Annotated in this window: 15 protein-coding genes; 5 read left to right on the top strand and 10 right to left on the bottom strand. The window is 36.0% G+C overall.

Features of this window, described 5'->3' with window-relative positions; genetic code table 11:
* Positions 1-70 precede the first annotated feature (70 nt).
* The 4 genes from OQZ33_RS11890 to OQZ33_RS11875 all read left to right on the top strand — a co-directional run bounded on the left by OQZ33_RS11890 (position 71) and on the right by OQZ33_RS11875 (position 2,756).
* Positions 71-268 (top strand): hypothetical protein, encoded by a 198-nt coding sequence (locus tag OQZ33_RS11890; protein ID WP_265799245.1) that lies wholly within the window; start codon positions 71-73, stop codon positions 266-268.
* A gap of 138 nt (positions 269-406) precedes the next feature.
* The gene (locus OQZ33_RS11885; protein WP_056849980.1) at positions 407-604 is read left to right on the top strand and encodes a hypothetical protein; all 198 of its coding nucleotides are present in this window, start codon (positions 407-409) and stop codon (positions 602-604) included.
* Positions 605-770: 166 nt separating this feature from the next.
* Positions 771-2,117: an adenylosuccinate lyase gene (gene purB / locus OQZ33_RS11880; protein ID WP_265799244.1), complete on the top strand. Its 1,347-nt coding sequence runs from the start codon at positions 771-773 to the stop codon at positions 2,115-2,117.
* Between the two features lie 87 nt (positions 2,118-2,204).
* Positions 2,205-2,756 (top strand): NifU family protein, encoded by a 552-nt coding sequence (locus OQZ33_RS11875; RefSeq protein WP_010601945.1) that lies wholly within the window; start codon positions 2,205-2,207, stop codon positions 2,754-2,756.
* A 70-nt stretch (positions 2,757-2,826) separates the two neighbouring features.
* On the opposite strand, the gene OQZ33_RS11870 is transcribed toward OQZ33_RS11875, so the two are convergent.
* From OQZ33_RS11870 to OQZ33_RS11845, 6 genes are all read right to left on the bottom strand, one after another.
* Positions 2,827-3,618, bottom strand: coding sequence for an inositol monophosphatase family protein (locus OQZ33_RS11870; RefSeq protein WP_265799243.1), 792 nt, complete (start codon positions 3,616-3,618; stop codon positions 2,827-2,829).
* Between the two features lie 60 nt (positions 3,619-3,678).
* On the bottom strand, positions 3,679-4,827 hold the full coding sequence (locus tag OQZ33_RS11865) for a prolipoprotein diacylglyceryl transferase (protein ID WP_265799242.1): 1,149 nt from the start codon (positions 4,825-4,827) through the stop codon (positions 3,679-3,681).
* Positions 4,828-5,260: 433 nt separating this feature from the next.
* Complete coding sequence (mtaB, locus tag OQZ33_RS11860; protein ID WP_265799241.1) at positions 5,261-6,583, bottom strand: tRNA (N(6)-L-threonylcarbamoyladenosine(37)-C(2))-methylthiotransferase MtaB; 1,323 nt, start codon at positions 6,581-6,583, stop codon at positions 5,261-5,263.
* Positions 6,584-6,706: 123 nt separating this feature from the next.
* Positions 6,707-7,279 carry a UbiX family flavin prenyltransferase gene (locus tag OQZ33_RS11855; RefSeq protein WP_265799240.1) on the bottom strand — a complete coding sequence of 191 codons (573 nt, stop codon included), beginning with the start codon at positions 7,277-7,279 and terminating at the stop codon, positions 6,707-6,709.
* Between the two features lie 375 nt (positions 7,280-7,654).
* The gene (locus tag OQZ33_RS11850; protein ID WP_265799239.1) at positions 7,655-8,284 is read right to left on the bottom strand and encodes a Crp/Fnr family transcriptional regulator; all 630 of its coding nucleotides are present in this window, start codon (positions 8,282-8,284) and stop codon (positions 7,655-7,657) included.
* A gap of 187 nt (positions 8,285-8,471) precedes the next feature.
* The gene (locus OQZ33_RS11845; protein ID WP_265799238.1) at positions 8,472-8,666 is read right to left on the bottom strand and encodes a hypothetical protein; all 195 of its coding nucleotides are present in this window, start codon (positions 8,664-8,666) and stop codon (positions 8,472-8,474) included.
* Between the two features lie 255 nt (positions 8,667-8,921).
* Between OQZ33_RS11845 and OQZ33_RS11840 the strand changes: the two genes are divergently transcribed.
* A complete protein-coding gene (locus OQZ33_RS11840) occupies positions 8,922-9,119 on the top strand; it encodes a hypothetical protein (RefSeq protein WP_265799237.1) in 198 nt (65 codons plus the stop codon).
* 11 nt (positions 9,120-9,130) lie between these two features.
* On the opposite strand, the gene treY is transcribed toward OQZ33_RS11840, so the two are convergent.
* The 4 genes from treY to OQZ33_RS11820 form a co-directional block, all read right to left on the bottom strand.
* Positions 9,131-13,174 carry a malto-oligosyltrehalose synthase gene (gene treY / locus OQZ33_RS11835; RefSeq protein WP_265799236.1) on the bottom strand — a complete coding sequence of 1,348 codons (4,044 nt, stop codon included), beginning with the start codon at positions 13,172-13,174 and terminating at the stop codon, positions 9,131-9,133.
* A complete protein-coding gene (gene treZ, locus OQZ33_RS11830) occupies positions 13,167-15,041 on the bottom strand; it encodes a malto-oligosyltrehalose trehalohydrolase (protein ID WP_265799235.1) in 1,875 nt (624 codons plus the stop codon). Before treZ ends, treY begins: the two co-directional genes overlap by 8 nt.
* Before the next feature lie 11 nt (positions 15,042-15,052).
* Positions 15,053-15,286 carry a hypothetical protein gene (locus tag OQZ33_RS11825; RefSeq protein WP_265799234.1) on the bottom strand — a complete coding sequence of 78 codons (234 nt, stop codon included), beginning with the start codon at positions 15,284-15,286 and terminating at the stop codon, positions 15,053-15,055.
* A 172-nt stretch (positions 15,287-15,458) separates the two neighbouring features.
* Positions 15,459-16,322: an OmpA family protein gene (locus OQZ33_RS11820; protein ID WP_265799233.1), complete on the bottom strand. Its 864-nt coding sequence runs from the start codon at positions 16,320-16,322 to the stop codon at positions 15,459-15,461.
* Positions 16,323-16,341: the final 19 nt, after the last annotated feature.

Genomic DNA, 16,341 nt, shown 5'->3' with positions numbered 1-16,341 from the left:
TTCACGGGTTACCTTTTTAGGTTTCGCGTATTAACAGTAAATTAATTAATCACTAAAACGAAATTTCAAAATGAAAAATGCATTCAAATTAGGCTTCTTAGCTATCGCTTTATCTTTATCATTTGTTGCTTGTAACTCAGAGAAAAAAGCTGAAGGTACAGATACTTTAGGTGCTGATACTACTATCACTGCTGATACTACTGTCAAAGCTGATACTACTGTTGCTGATACAGTTGTTAAAACTGATACTACTGTTGTAAAACACTAGTTAATAGTTTATAAAATATAGAAAACTTCAATCCTACTGGATTGGAGTTTTTTTTTATTTAAATTAATTTTTCTGGGTTACCTTTTTCCTTTTTAGGTATTAAGGGTAAATTGATTAATCACCTAAAACAAAATTAAAATGAAAAATGCATTCAAATTAGGCTTCTTAGCTATCGCTTTATCTTTATCAGTTGCTGCTTGTAACTCAGAGAAAAAAGGCGAAGGTACTGATACTTTAGGCGCTGATACTACTATCACTGCTGATACTACTGTTAAAGCTGACACTACTGTTGCTGATACAGTTGTTAAAACTGATACTACTGTTGTTAAAAACTAATTAACGGTTTATATAAAAAAGCTCCAATCGTAACTGATTGGAGCTTTTTTCGTTTATATCTTCGACCACAAAAAATGAAATAATCCTGTAGGCTCAAATTTTATTTCATTCAGTCTATTTAATCCATCAATTGTAGTAAATTTGCGGCAAAATTATAATCCGCATAATGAATTTAACTTCGCTACAAGCAATCTCACCTATTGATGGTCGTTACAGAATAACTACCGAACGTTTATCTAGCTATTTTTCTGAGGAAGCGCTAATAAAATATCGTGTTTTTGTTGAAATTGAATACTTTATTGCCTTATGCGAAATTAATTTACCCGGTTTAGAAAATTTCGACAAATCGTTGTACACTAAATTAAGAACGATACACGAGAATTTTTCAGAAACTGATGCGCTCGCAATTAAGGAAACTGAAAAAGTTACCAATCACGATGTTAAAGCTGTGGAGTATTTTATCAAAGCAAAATTTGATGCACTTTCCTTACAAGACTATAAAGAATTTATCCATTTCGGCTTAACGTCGCAAGACATCAATAATACAGCCATTCCATATTCAATAAAACTGGCCTTAAACGAAAGTTATTATCCAGCAATTGATTCACTAATTCAGAAAATAAACGAGCTGGCTACTGAATGGAAGGATATTCCAATGTTGGCGCACACGCATGGGCAACCCGCCTCTCCTACTAAATTAGGAAAGGAATTTTTAGTGTTTTCAGAAAGATTAAGTATTCAATTAGAAAGCCTGAAGGCCATTCCAAACAGCGCAAAATTTGGTGGCGCAACAGGAAATTTTAACGCACACCACATTGCTTACCCTCAAGTTAATTGGGTTGATTTCTCAAATAATTTCGTAAACTCAGTGCTAGGCTTAACAAGAGCGCAACACACCACCCAAATTGAACATTATGATCAGTTTGCAGCACAGTGTGATGCTTTAAAGCGCATTAATAACATTATTATTGATTTAGACCGCGATATCTGGACTTATATATCGAAGAATTATTTCAAACAAAAAATAAAGGCGGGTGAAATTGGTTCATCAGCGATGCCACATAAGGTTAATCCAATCGATTTTGAAAATGCGGAAGGAAACGCAGGAATCGCAAATGCCTTATTTGAGTTTTTTGCAGCAAAACTTCCCATCTCAAGGTTACAGAGAGATTTAACAGATTCTACTGTATTAAGGAATGTAGGTGTTCCCTTTGGGCATACTTTAATCGCAATCAATTCTACTTTACGTGGTTTAAATAAAATTTTATTAAACGAAGCTGCTTTACACGCAGATTTAGATGATAATTGGGCTGTCGTTGCGGAGGCTATCCAAACAGTGTTACGTAGAGAAAACTTTCCAAACCCATACGAGGCATTAAAAGAATTGACCAGAACAAATTCGAAAATTAATGCAGCAAGTATTGCAGAATTTATTGAAGGTTTGGCAGTTATTGAGGACGTTAAAGTACAGTTAAGGACTATAACTCCATTTAATTACACTGGCGTTTTTTAGCAAAATTAAATTGACGCTAAACAGACAGCAGTGAAAAGTATTATTGGCCACTAATTGTTAATTTTGTTTATTCAAATTGATTAAGACATGACGATTAACGTATATACAGAGCAAACTCCAAATCCGGCGACCATGAAATTCATGGTTAATAAGCTTTTAATTAACGGTAGTGAAGATTTCGCAACTAAAGAAAGCGCTGAGCATTCTCCTTTCGCAAAGGAATTGTTCAAGTTTAATTTTGTTTCTGGTGTTTTTTTCGCCAGTAATTTCGTAACCATTACGAAAACTGACGATGCAGATTGGGCTGATATCGAAGCTATTTTAAAGGAATTTGTTAAGGGTGCGGTAGAATCTGAATTAAAGATAAAAGAAGCAACAGCCGAAGAAGCTCCAGCATTCGAAGGTTCGGAAACGGAGATTAAAATTCAACAAATTTTGCATGATTACGTTCGCCCTGCAGTTGAACAAGATGGTGGTGCGATCACTTACAAATCTTTTGACGAAGGCGTGGTAACTGTAGAATTACGTGGATCTTGCAGTGGTTGTCCTTCATCAACCATAACGCTTAAATCTGGTATTCAAAATTTATTACAAAGAATGGTTCCTGAAGTTACTGATGTGGTTTCTGAAGCTTTATAACCAAGCATATTTATCAAACAATAAAGGCTCACTTTTTCAAGTGAGCCTTTATTGTTTATGTTCTTTTTATTTAACTGAAATGCATTTTTATTGCTTCTAAAATTTCTTTGGTCAACTTGCGGTTAGTGGCTAGAATTTCTCTTTTTGTGAAGTATTCATCTCCGCCCGAAAAATCATAAACCTCTCCGCCAGCTTGCTGAACGATAAAACATCCGGCAGCAAAATCCCACTGTTGTAAATTGTATTCAAAAAATGCATCGAAACGGCCGCATGCAGTATAAACTAAATCTATCGCCGCCGCTCCTATCCTTCGGACACCGTGGCTTTTTTGCATCATTTCTGCCAGCAACTTCAAATACTGCGCTTGCTTATCGAACTGATAATAAGGAAAACCGGTAGCTAAAAGACTGGATTTTAAATCAGGGTTTACAGAAACCTGAATCTCTTTCTTATTTAAAAAAGCTTTTGCACCTTTATACGAGTAAAACATCTCGGCTCTATTAAGTTCGTAAACTACACCAATAACAGGCAAACCATCTTCGTAAAGTGCCACGCTTATTCCATACGCAGGTATGCCATGAATGAAGTTGGTAGTTCCATCTAAAGGGTCAATAATCCAGGTATGGCTTTTACCTTCTCTGGAAATGGTTTTCTCTTCGGTGAGAAAGCCAGCATCGGGAATCAATTTTTCAAGGTTTTGAACCAATTTCAGCTCCGCAGTTTTATCAACGTAGGAAACCATATCATTTAACCCTTTGTATTCAATTTTTGTAGCATCAAATTGCATCGACTCTTTACGGATAAAATTTCCGGTAAGCCTTACAATTGATATTACTTTATTGCATAGTAATTCGTAATTCATAGCTGTTTAACAAAAACCTAGCGAGGTTGTTGGATTTAAAATGAATTTTTGGCAAGGAATTTAGGCTAGTTTATTCTTATTCCTTAAAGCATAAATACTTAAGGCAATACCGCCAACCACTAAAAAGGTAGAAATCATTTCAGCCTGAGTAAACCTCAAACCGAATACATGATATTTTGAATTTACACGAATCAATTCAATACAGAAACGTTCTATTCCATTCAAAATCATATAAATACCGAACATTAATCCTGGTGCTTTTATTTTATCACGGATGCTCCATAGAAATGCAAAAAGAATAAGACAAACAATTACTTCATATAACGGTGTTGGATATACTCCTTGTGCAAGCTCGCTACAAAATTTGCCAGTACAGCCCGGAATCGGAATCCCTTCCCCCACCACATTGTTTGGGTAAGTATAAGACCACATCCAGTCTGGCAACCAAGAAAATGGTTTCGGATTTGAATTTACAATTCCCCAATCGCCATCGCCAGATAAATGACAACCAATACGGCCAACAGCGTAAGCCAGCATCATACCCGGCCCGCCAACATCCAGCATGTGTAAAGGTTTTATTCCATTTCTTTTGGCAATGATAAGTACTGCTGCACCGCCACAAATTAAACCGCCATAAAAGGTGAGGCCACTAAAAGATAACAATCTCTCAATTGGATTTTTAACAAAATCATCCCAATACTCTAAATTATCGAAAAATTTAGCACCCAAAAAACCCCAAATGGCAGCCCAAACAATTAAATTACTCATTAATTGATACGGATGAACCGTAACCTGCGTCTCTTTCGGCTTACCTAACTTGTTTTTATCCTTCTCTTTATAATCCCAGTAAGCAAACAGACAAGCAAAAAATACCCCCCCAATAATGTTCCCCTTGGTAGACATTAAAATAGATTGAGCATCACTTACAAAAAGTGAATAATTTAGAAGTGCATAAACCAGCTTATAACCGATAATGAAGCCAAAAAGTGCATTCATTACAATTTCTGATGTGGTAGCGGGTGTACCAATAACAATGGTTTTCTTTATTGGATGAAGAATTCCCAGTGCTTCTTTGCGTTTCAATTCTTTAGTGAAAGCCCAATAACCTGCTATAAATGCAATGGCAACAAAAACGCCAAAAGTGTTAAATGGCAATGGCAAATTAATACCAAATAGATATTCTAAAAAATGCGAAACGGTAGGAAACATAAAAATAATTTGTTGCGAAGATAGGAAAGAAAGACCAAAGCTGAAAGGTATGGCGTAACTCTTAATTAGCAATGTTAAATTGAAAGATTCTGTTACTACATTGAAGATTTGTTATGATTTGGAAAGCAACCTTCGGCTCAAATCGGTTGCCTCTGTCCTGCTCTACACTTTATTCGCCAGCAGCCAGAAAAAGGCTGTTGCTCATGTTCGCTTCGATCACGTTTAGATTACGTAACCAAGTAATTCTTGGCTTAACGAGGGGATCATACCAGAGTTTATAGCAATTTTTTGGGTGTATAGACCGGATAGCAGCGATATCCTTTTTGTTTCATTCACTTATATTAATTACTGAAAATTTGCAAAAGATTTAGCAGATAGCCCGGGTAGCGTTAAAAGCAGCCTATAGATTGCTCTCTAGAAAATTAAATTCAGTTTAATGATGTGCGTATGTAGTTTCCAGTTCAGCCACTTCAACTTCTCCATCAGCTGTCATTTCCAAAAGCTTGACAGCCTTAAGTTCATTAACCATAATGGGATCGTATTTGGCACGTACTTTAACATAGTTTTTGGTAAACCCATGCATGTAACCCATTTTTTGATCAGCTTCAAAAAGCACTTCAGCCTCGCTTCCAATTTGCGATTCGTAGAAAGCTCTGCGTTTCTTATCAGAAAGAATATGGAGCATTTTACTCCGTTCGTTTCTTTGACTTCCGGGAACAACACCAGCCATTTCAGCAGCTACTGTTAATTCACGCTCAGAGTAAGTAAAAACATGCAAGTAGCTAATATCTAACTGGTTCAGAAACCGGTAAGTGTCGAGAAAGTCCTCTTTTGTTTCTCCAGGAAAACCTACAATAACATCAACGCCGATACAGCAATGAGGCATTACTTCTTTAATTTTAGCAACACGCTCTACATACAAATCTGTACGGTAGCGACGGCGCATTAGACCTAAAATTTTATCAGAACCAGATTGTAACGGGATATGAAAATGTGGAACAAAACGTTTCGAAGTAGAAACAAATTCAATAATTTCATTACTCAATAGATTCGGTTCTATAGAGGAAATACGAATTCTTTCAATACCATCGACTTCGTCCAAAGCTTTAACCAAGTCAAAAAATTTATCTTCGCGTTCGCCATTACGGATACCAAAATCGCCAAGATTAACGCCGGTCAGTACAATTTCTTTAACACCACTTTCTGCTATCATCCTCGCTCTACTTACTACATTTTCAATAGTATCGCTACGACTAGCGCCACGAGCTAATGGAATTGTACAATAAGTGCATGGATAATCGCAACCATCCTGAACTTTTAAGAATGTTCGAGTTCTATCTCCGATAGAATATGATGCAATGAAGTTATGATTTACCTTTTCAATGTTTTGTTGGTGAACTATAGCTTTAGGATTTTTCGTTAAGTCGGTGATGAAATCAACAATTCTAAATTTTTCCGCAGCGCCCAAAACCATATCAACACCTTCAATTTCGGCAATTTCCTGCGGTTTCAGCTGTGCATAACAACCAACAATCGTCACGAATGCATTTGGTGAATATTTTAAAGCTTCTTTAACAACTTTACGGCATTTTTTATCAGCGTGTTCGGTAACAGAGCAAGTATTGATTACATAAACGTCGGCCTGATCCTGAAATTCGACAACAGCATAGCCCGCATCGGTAAACAACCGACCGATTGTGGAAGTTTCAGAGAAATTTAATTTACAACCTAATGTATAAAATGCGACCTTTTTCATTGAGCCTGCAAAGATAGGAAAATAGATTAGAGTATTGGAATATGAGATTTGAGATATCAAGTAAATTACAGTGAATCAACATTCGACAGCAGGCTGCTCCCATAAAAATCAAAACATCAAATTCTATTGTTTTTCATTCCAGCGGTAACTTTTTTGCTCAAAACCGGCCAAGTCTAGCACCCGGCTAATTACAGTTCCAGCTACTTCTTCAATTGTTTTTGGAAGGCTGTAAAACGATGGATTTGCCGGACATATGATTCCTCCTGCTTCTGTAACCACTTTCATGTTATTGATATGGATTAAGCTGAATGGCGTATCCCGAACCACTGCAATTAGTTTTCTTCGTTCTTTTAATACCACATCTGCAGCTCTCGAAATTAAGTCATTCGAGATGCCGTGAGCGATTCGACCTAATGTACCCATTGAGCATGGAACAATTATCATAGTATCGTATTTTGCTGACCCAGAGGCGAATGGTGCATTAAAATCGTTTTTATTATAAAAAGTAAAGTCTTGATAGCTGCTGTAATCTTGGTTTCCGAGTTCGAACTGCCAAACCTCTTTAGCATTATCGCTCATCACTACCCCAACTGCTGCAATCTGATCGCTTAATTGTGCCAGCTTATCAAACAATACCTTTGCATAAATTGAACCGCTTGCTCCTGTTACCGCAACTACAACTTTCTTTTTATTCATAGTACAAAATTAGCGTTTTATAAATAGAATTAGCGACTATAAAAAAGGGCCAGAACAACGTTCTGACCCTACATCTACCTATGAAAAACATACCCTCGAAAGGGTAAGAACAAATATATATAAATTTTTAAAAAAAGATAATCAAGAAGTATTAAATGGTAAAAATCAGATATTTGAGCTTGGACACATCTTAACAAACTGAATTATAACAGTTTATAGAAATTTAATTCTTATCTTTTTAACGATCAGCGTATTTTTCTTGCACAATTGCAACATTGGAAGTAAAAATTAAATGGATTAAGGCTTAAAAAAACGTATAAATACTTAAAATATCGGCTGAATAAATAAGACTATAAGAAGGACTGATTAGCTTTATTAACTTTCAGCTGAGATTTTAGTCCTCAATCTACTTAAAGTCTCCAATCGCATGCACAGAAAAGATGCAATATATTTTAGTGGTACACGATTGACCAGTTCAGGGTAGCTCTGCGAAAAACGCTTGTATCTCTTTTCAGCTGACTGCAATCTAGATATATAAGCCCTTTCGCAGGCAGATAAGTAATGGATTTGTGTCATCTTTCTTCCTACATAATTGGCAATTTCGAAGTTATTATAAAGTTGCCTCGACATCGCATGCGGAACAGCAATAGCCTCTACGTCTTCCAAAGCTTGTACATACTCTTCTGTTGGCTGCTGCTCATCCCACAAGTTTCTGATGTTGCCCACAAGTTCATGTTCCTTTGCAATCCAGGTGGTTATTTCTTTATCTTCCTCCTTCATATACCCCCTGGCAACTCCCTTTAACAATAAAAAGATGAATTTATTACGATGTAATGGAGATGAAATAAATTTGTTTTTTTTAAAAGCTACCGGAAATGTTTGCTCGTTTATGATCTGTTCAATTTCGGGAGACAAAACGTGAAAGGTACGAAAGACAGTAATTAAAGGTGAAAATCCGCCATACGCTAACCACTTATCTGCATTATAGATTTCTTCGGGATTCATTTTAAAAATTTAGGGACGTGGAAAATGTTTTGAGCCGTAAATTAGATATTAGGGAATAATGAATAACAATAATAAGAAAAAGTTTTAGAATGTGGAGTTCATAATATCAGGTTTGATGAATTGCTGTTAAAATCCTTTTCGATTTAGAAATATTTGAGAGTGGAGAAGAGATATAGAAACTATTTATCTAAAGAATTGAGATATTGATGGCTTTTAAACTATCGTCTAATGTAATTTCGAAAGAAACCTGATCATCCACCTTCACAAAGTCATTAACGAATTCCATACTAAATGTAATATCTTGAGCATTCTCGTCTACGATTACGCCCGATTGTTTCTCGCTGTCAATGTAGACAATAGTTCCTACTCTCAATTTACTCATTTATATCATCCTAAAAATTCGACGAAAATAATTAAATATGTAGAATTAAAAATACATTATATTTGATTTTGAACAACTTTAGCTATAATAAGATGTCAATATGCAAAGAGATAAAAAATTACCGAGAGCAATTAACCTGAAAAATTTCGAAAAAAGTTTCACAGGGCACAATAAATAGACAAAATAATTACTAACTTAGAATTTAAAGCTACATTTCTTAATTATTGTTTAATAAATACTAAAAAAAATGTTATTATGAATAATTCACCTTCAACAACTAACCAAAAAACAGAAATTGTAAGTATTTCCGAAGAAAAAGATCTAATTTATTGGACCATTAGGCTTGGAATCACAACGGAAGTACTTAAATCAGCGATCAGAGCAACCAGATGCGTTACTTTAAATGATATTTTCGTTTACCTGGACAAGAAGGACATCAAGCACTTTGCGTGAATGTATCCACGTTATTTTGTTCTGCCGTAAGTTGAAGTAATATCTGCAAGCCAATGTTTGATTGCTTTGAGCTTTTCCAGATCCAATCGCCATAACCAGTTGCCATTTGCGTTACCTGGAATATTCATTCTTGCTTCTTCATTTAAACCTAAAACATCCTGGATCGGCACAATGGCTATTTTAGCAGTCGATGAAAATGCAAGTCTGATAAATTCCTTATGAATTTCCTTTTCATCAATTTGGCGATCAAAATATCTTGTTATGCGCTCTTTTGTTTGTTGGTCTACATCTTTCTCATACCAACCAACTAATGTATTATTATCATGTGTACCAGAATACACGATACAATTTTGGCTTGTAAAGTTATGCGGAATATGCGAAGATGCAGAAAGATCACTTCCAAAAGCGAACTGTAGTACTTTCATTCCAGGCAATTTAAATTCATCCCTAAGCTGCTCTACTTCGGTGCTTATTTCCCCCAAATCTTCGGCAATGAAAGGCATGTCTGGAAATTTCGCTTTAATTACCTTAAAGAAATTTTCGCCCCCTCCTTTTTCCCATTTCCCGTTAATAGCATTTTCTCTATCTGCAGGTATTTCCCAATAGGACGAAAAAGCAATAAAGTGGTCTAAACGGAGCAGATCGAACATTTCCATATTCTTCTGTAACCTTTTAATCCACCACTCATAATTACTACTTTCCAGTACAGTCCAGTTAAAAACAGGCATCCCCCATAATTGGCCATTCTCATTAAAGTAATCTGGAGGAACACCAGCTACAAACGTGGGTTTCAAATTAGCATCCAATTTAAAAAGCTCGGGATCAGACCAAACTTCCACAGAATCATAATCTAAATAAAATGGCAAATCTCCAATTATTTTAATACCCTTTGAGTTTGAATAATCTTTGAGTTTATGCCACTGCTTAAAAAATACATACTGCTGCCATTTTACCTCGTCAATTTCTTCAGCAAATTCACTACGAAAAACATCGATTTGTTTCGTTTCCCTTTTTTTAAATTCTGCCCGCCAATTATACCATTCTAATTGTTGATGATGATTTTTTATAGCGGTATATAAACCAAAATCGTCAAGCCATTCTCTTTCTTTGGTACAGAAGTTGAAAAATTCTAAGTCAGTATTTTCCGTTTTGTTCTTTTTAAAAGCTTTGTAAGCTTTTTTGAGCAACTTGAATTTTGCCTCCTCGACTTGAGAAAATTCAACTTCATCTTCGAAAGGCAAAACGGAAGCGCTCAAATCATCAACCGTAAGCCCACCTTCGTCTACCAATTGTTCTAAATCAATTAGTAAAATATTACCCGCCTTAGCCGAATTGCTTGAGTATGGACTATAGCCATTTCCAACTTTCGTGGGATTTAGTGGTAATATTTGCCAGTATTGTTGGTTTGTTTCTGCTAAAAAATCGACAAATCTATTGGCTTCAGATCCAAAATCACCAATTCCGTATTTAGAAGGCAAGGAAGTAATGTGCATCAGGATACCAGCAGATCGCTCAATGGGTTTGCTTTTTAACTCAATTAAACCAATTTGCAATTCACCAAATAACTGGTTGACCAAAAAATTTTCATTTAGGATATCTTTTACTTCATCTTTTTCAGTTATAATATTGCGCCAGCTAGTAGGAAACTCTTTCGGAAGTATAATCTGGGTATCTAACCAATTAAATTCCACAATTTCTTCAGCTTTGCTTATCGTTGCTAAACCTAAAGGAACCGCAATAACAACATATCTATCCTTGTATTTACGAGCAAAAGCTAAAATATTATCGTGATAAGTACCTTCTACTTTTAACGGAACATAATCCCCTTGAGTGAAAAGATCCTGATTTTCTTTTCTAAAATTGATGAGTTTTTTAGTTAACCATAATTTGATTTTCCCGGAATACCTTGAAGACCAAAGTTCTTTTAGTGATGATTCTTCTTGTATAAACTGATTCCGTTTTTCATAATCAACCGGCCTGCGATTGTCTGGATCAACCAAGCTCAAGTCCCAAAGTTCTGTTCCCTGGTAAACATCCGGAATACCTGGACAAACGAATTTCAAAACCAGTTGAGACAAACTATTTAGAATTCCAAAATCTGCAATGCGATAGAGAAGTTTCGAAATTATGGCGAAGCTTTCTTCATTTTCATCAATTAACAGAAGTGCGAAATCCTGTAATAGTTTTTCATATTCTTCATTCGGTTCTGCCCAATCAGATCTTTTCTTGGCTTCTCTTAAGGCCTTTTCTATAAACTGAACCAAACGATTATCAAACTCATCTGCATCCTCGCCGGGATAAGGGATAGCGCCTAAAATAGTCTGAAAAATAAGATAAAAATCATTGTTGTGGATTAACTTATAGATTTCGTTTAGTTTTTCGGAGTTTTTTATCGCTGAACTGAAATCCTGAATGGCTACCTGCCATACCTTAGGAAGATCAGTAAGTACATTTATTCTAGCTCGAAAGTCTTCTCCCTTCTTGGTATCGTGAGTAGAACTTCCGTTTAACGACAATGGCCAATGCAACTGTCGATCAACCATTTTCTGATGGAATTCGGTGACACTGAAACCAAATGCATCGGGTGCATCGCCAACTTCCGAGTGCCCAACAAAACGATTATAGGTAAACATTACGGTATCTTCTACCCCTTTAGCCATTAACGGCCCGCTAAATTGCATTAACCGCTGGTAAAATTTGCTCAGTTTGCCATTATATTCAGCATCCGAATGTAATGGTACCGCTAAAAACATCTGTTTTAAAGCTAAAGTCGCTTCTTTTAAGCCTTCCTGATTTGCAGCGATATCCAATAACGCTTTTAAATTTTCGCTATCGTTGTCTGGAAGTGGAAAATTGTAATTGTAATAGCGATAAACAGGCATTTGAATCAATAGCTCTGCGATTGCCCGTTTTAATTTTTCAGGTTTAACCCTGTCAATTTCTTCAGTTGAAAGAAGCTTTAAATCAGTAAATAAATCAAATAAATTGTTTAGCTCTCCTTGCATGTATTGAAACAGGAAAGTTTCTTTTTTTTCATTTATTAATATTTTTGGATCAAGATTTTTGCCAGTGATTTCTTTATAAATTTCATCGAACTTGCCCCTATTCGTTTGGTTGGTGAATAGATTATTTGTCATGGCCAAAAAGTCATATCCTGTGTTGCCTTGTACCGGCCAATCGGACGGCAATTGTTCATCTCGTTCCAAAATCTTCTCTACAACAATATAAACTTCATCACCAACAACCTTTCTCAATCTTTCTAAATAGCCTTTTGGATCATAAAGTCCATCAATATGATCAATGCGTAGACCTTGAAAAATATCCTTTTTAACTAGCTCTAAAATGTATTCATGGTAAATGTCGAAGTTTTCCTGATCCTGAATATTCAAACAGATTAGTGCATTTACCGTAAAAAACCTTCTGTAATTGATGGTATGATTTGTTTCTTGCCAGTTATACAGGCGATAAAACTGCTCATTCGCAATTTCTTTAATCAGCTTCTTGTCGATGATTTCATCCTCATTTTTACCAGCAAGCCTTTCCTGACTAACTATATTTAAAGGCCAGTTTGAATCTCCATTGTTGAGAAAGTATTCACCTTTAATTTTGATTAATTTTAACGCTGAGCTTTCAATAGCATCTTCCAGATCTGAACCTAAAAAAGGTACCATCAGTTTTTGGTCATTCGAAATATCGATATCAAAAAAAGAGGCATATTTTGACATGCTCCCATTTTTCAAGACATCCATTAACCATTTATTTTTTGGTGAGAATGCCATATGATTAGGAACAATATCCTGAATCCAGCTAATTTTGGCCGCCTTTAGTCCTGTGGAGATTTCTAACAATTCATCCTCGGTACCAATTTCTGGGTTCACCCGAAGTGGATTTACAACATCATAACCATGAGTGCTACCCTCAACAGCTTCAAATATCGGTGAGGCATAAATGGTATCGATCCCTAGTTTTTGTAAATACGGAATGATGTTATTTAATGATTTAAAATTAAACTCTTTATGAAATTGAATGCGATATGTTGAAGTTGGTTTAAACATTTTGGCTACTAAAAATTAGGATCGATTCTGGAAAAATAGTGAGCTTATTATCAGTAAAATCTACATCGTTATTGTCGTTTCCTCCCCACTGATTGGCTGCAGAATTTAAAACGAGGTTATAATCCAATCCATTTGAGACTGGCAAAACTTGCTGTTGCTTTGAAAAATTTAATGCGCATAATACTTTTTGTTTTTGATGCCATCGGATCATCGTTAAACAATTTTGATCTCGATAAACATCAACTTTTAATTGTTGACGGTCAAGATGGGCCAATGCAGGTGAGGACTTTCGCAGCTTTATAATTGCCTTGTAAAATGCATGCATGATCTGATGTTTGCCCTGAATCTGGCTTTGCCAATTTAGTTTTGAATGATTAAATGTTTCCTCACTTTGCGGATCAGGAACTTCTTCACCGTTATGGAATGCGGCAAATTCTCTTTTTCTCCCTTCCCTTACCAGCCCAACCAGTTCTTCGTCAATATGTGAGATAAAAAACATAAATGGATTTTCTTCAGCGTATTCTTCACCCATAAAAATGAGTGGTAAATAAGGGCTCACAAACACAGTGGCAGCCATCAGCTTTAGCATTTCAAAACTTACCAGCTGGCTTGTACGCTCACCAAGCATTCTATTGCCTACCTGATCGTGGTTTTGAGAGAAAACGATAAATTGCTTTCCAGGATTGTCTTTGGCTTTTGTTCCAAAGCACTTTTCTCGATGAGTCGAAAACTGACCATCATATACGTAGGCATCAGTTAAAGCTTTACCCAAATGCTCAATTCCATCGAAATCAGAATAATAGCCGTATTTCGCTTGACCGGCAGTTACACGAAGCGCATGATGGAATTCGTCGATCCATTGTGCATCCATGCCGTAACCACCCTGCTCTATTGGATTGATGTATTTATTATCATTTAAATCAAGTTCAACTATAAGGTTGAAATCCCTGCCAACAGTTTCAGAAAGAAGGTTTACGTTTTCCTTAATTTCTCTTAAAATGTGCTTGGCACTTCCATCTTTAATCGCATGAACGGCATCTAGTCTCAATGCATCAATGTGAAAATCGCGGAACCACATCAATACGTTTTCGATATAATACTGCCTTACGGGATCGCATTTTTCATCATCAAGATTGATTGCGCTGCCCCAGGGAGTATGATATTTATCGGTAAAATAGGCACCAAAATCGCTGAAGTAATTTCCTTCCGGTCCTAAATGATTGTAAACTACATCCAAAATCACTGCAATGCCCTTTTCGTGACAAAGGTTTACCAGATGCTGTAATTCTTTTGGTCCGCCATAGGTATTTTGTACAGCAAAGGGATATACACCATCGTAACCCCAATTTCGGTTGCCAGGAAATTGTGCCACAGGCATGATTTCGATCGCATTTATGCCCAAATCAACTAAATAATCCAGCTTGTTTTCAATGGATTTAAAATCTCCATCAGGAGTAAAAGTACCAGTGTGAAGCTCGTAGATAATATAATCTTCTAACGAAACACCCTTCCAATCTGTATCTGTCCAATGGAATGATTTCAAATTTAACGCAGTTGACATTCCGGAGATGCCATCTTTTTGGTAAATTGATGCAGGATCTGCTCTTGTGATGGGTTTTGCAGCAGAAAGATCGTCTTCCGTTTCACCCGATTGCCAGATTTTAAAAGAGTATTGATCACCCTCGGAAATATGGGATGAGAGCGCATACCAATAACCAAAATTTTGTTTCAATAATGGTATTTCTAACTCTTTTTCTGGAATAAATAACAATACATTATTAGCATTTGGAGCCCAAAGCCAGATTTCGACTTTATTACCTTCCAAAAAATTCAAACCAATGCTTCGCTTTCGGATATCTATTTTCATAATACCTGATGTTATTGGTTTAGCGCAAAGCTGTAAAGTTCCTTTCCTTCGGGGGTAACAAAATCAATTTTTGCTAACGTGATTCCATCTACAATTCCTCCAATATGAGTTTTAAGATCAGTCGAAATCTGATCAACATCTTCCATTTCCCCGATAACTATTTCCACCTCGGCAGGTCCTTTGCTTCGCACTTCTTCAACCCTGTTTCCTAAATATTTTTTTAATTGATTGATTAGCTCTTCCATAATTTTGTATATGAACAATCGCTAAAGGATAGAAAATGTTTGAAGGAATTTTGAAGCAGATGAAATTTTTTATTGAGTAGGTTGCAATAGTTATGAGTTTGATAGAATTTGTGATAAAAAAAGAGCCTGCACTTCAAAATGACCAGGCTCTTAATTTAACTGATTCGTTATTTTATTTTTGAGATGCTTCGGGTGCTTTCCCAATCAGATCCATGAATTGATCTAATTTAGGGGTAATGATAATTTGAGTACGTCTATTTTTAGCCTTACCAGCTGGTGTGCTATTATCAGCTACCGGATTGTATTCTCCTCTACCACCTGCTGTCAAGCGTTTTGGATCAACAGAATATTTATTTTGCAATACCTGAACAACAGAAGAAGCACGTAAAGCACTTAAATCCCAATTGTTGCGAATATTAGGCTGCGAAATTGGAACATTATCTGTGTTACCTTCGATTAGTACATCATAAGAACTGTAATCCTGAATAATTTTAGCGATTTTACTTAGGGTTTCTCCTGCTTTATCGCTTACTTCAAATCCACCTGATTTATATAACATATTGTCGGCCAGAGAGATGTACACTACGCCTTTTAATACTTGAACATCAACATCACTCAATTCTTCCCTACTTAATGAGCGGGTTAAGTTATTTGTTAACACCATGTTGAGTGAGTCGCTTTTGTTCTTCGCATTCACCAATTGTTTGATGTATTTATTTGAACTATTGATTTCATCAACCAATTTCGAAATGTTAACATTTCCCTGGCTGCTTGAACTTAAACATTTGTTCAATGCATCTTGAAGGGCCGTTACATTTGCTTTTTCTGATGCAATTTGCTCTTCTAAACTTTTAACCCTGCTGGTTGCGCCAGTTAATTCTCTTTGGCTATCCTGATATTTATTACTCAGCTCCTGGTTCCGTTCTCTGAGTTTAGCATAAGTATCCTGCAACTCTGTATATTTTTTGTTGCTAACACAACCAGATACCAGTACAATTGCCAGAAGCACTAATGGGAATGATTTGTATATTTTCATAATCTTATTTTTTCCTAAT

This window comes from Pedobacter sp. MC2016-05 (genome assembly GCF_026239735.1).
Taxonomy (GTDB): domain Bacteria; phylum Bacteroidota; class Bacteroidia; order Sphingobacteriales; family Sphingobacteriaceae; genus Pedobacter.
The sequence above is the reverse complement of the archived record's forward strand: the minus strand, read 5'-3'. Positions and strand labels throughout refer to the sequence as shown.

What these genes read in the sequence shown, in the direction of transcription:
- OQZ33_RS11890 (WP_265799245.1), top strand. Translation starts at nt 71, where the DNA reads ATGAAAAATGCATTCAAATTAGGCTTCTTAGCTATCGCTTTATCTTTA.
- OQZ33_RS11885 (WP_056849980.1), top strand. Translation starts at nt 407, where the DNA reads ATGAAAAATGCATTCAAATTAGGCTTCTTAGCTATCGCTTTATCTTTA.
- purB (WP_265799244.1), top strand. Translation starts at nt 771, where the DNA reads ATGAATTTAACTTCGCTACAAGCAATCTCACCTATTGATGGTCGTTAC.
- OQZ33_RS11875 (WP_010601945.1), top strand. Translation starts at nt 2,205, where the DNA reads ATGACGATTAACGTATATACAGAGCAAACTCCAAATCCGGCGACCATG.
- OQZ33_RS11870 (WP_265799243.1), bottom strand. Translation starts at nt 3,618, where the DNA reads ATGAATTACGAATTACTATGCAATAAAGTAATATCAATTGTAAGGCTT.
- OQZ33_RS11865 (WP_265799242.1), bottom strand. Translation starts at nt 4,827, where the DNA reads ATGTTTCCTACCGTTTCGCATTTTTTAGAATATCTATTTGGTATTAAT.
- mtaB (WP_265799241.1), bottom strand. Translation starts at nt 6,583, where the DNA reads ATGAAAAAGGTCGCATTTTATACATTAGGTTGTAAATTAAATTTCTCT.
- OQZ33_RS11855 (WP_265799240.1), bottom strand. Translation starts at nt 7,279, where the DNA reads ATGAATAAAAAGAAAGTTGTAGTTGCGGTAACAGGAGCAAGCGGTTCA.
- OQZ33_RS11850 (WP_265799239.1), bottom strand. Translation starts at nt 8,284, where the DNA reads ATGAATCCCGAAGAAATCTATAATGCAGATAAGTGGTTAGCGTATGGC.
- OQZ33_RS11845 (WP_265799238.1), bottom strand. Translation starts at nt 8,666, where the DNA reads ATGAGTAAATTGAGAGTAGGAACTATTGTCTACATTGACAGCGAGAAA.
- OQZ33_RS11840 (WP_265799237.1), top strand. Translation starts at nt 8,922, where the DNA reads ATGAATAATTCACCTTCAACAACTAACCAAAAAACAGAAATTGTAAGT.
- treY (WP_265799236.1), bottom strand. Translation starts at nt 13,174, where the DNA reads ATGTTTAAACCAACTTCAACATATCGCATTCAATTTCATAAAGAGTTT.
- treZ (WP_265799235.1), bottom strand. Translation starts at nt 15,041, where the DNA reads ATGAAAATAGATATCCGAAAGCGAAGCATTGGTTTGAATTTTTTGGAA.
- OQZ33_RS11825 (WP_265799234.1), bottom strand. Translation starts at nt 15,286, where the DNA reads ATGGAAGAGCTAATCAATCAATTAAAAAAATATTTAGGAAACAGGGTT.
- OQZ33_RS11820 (WP_265799233.1), bottom strand. Translation starts at nt 16,322, where the DNA reads ATGAAAATATACAAATCATTCCCATTAGTGCTTCTGGCAATTGTACTG.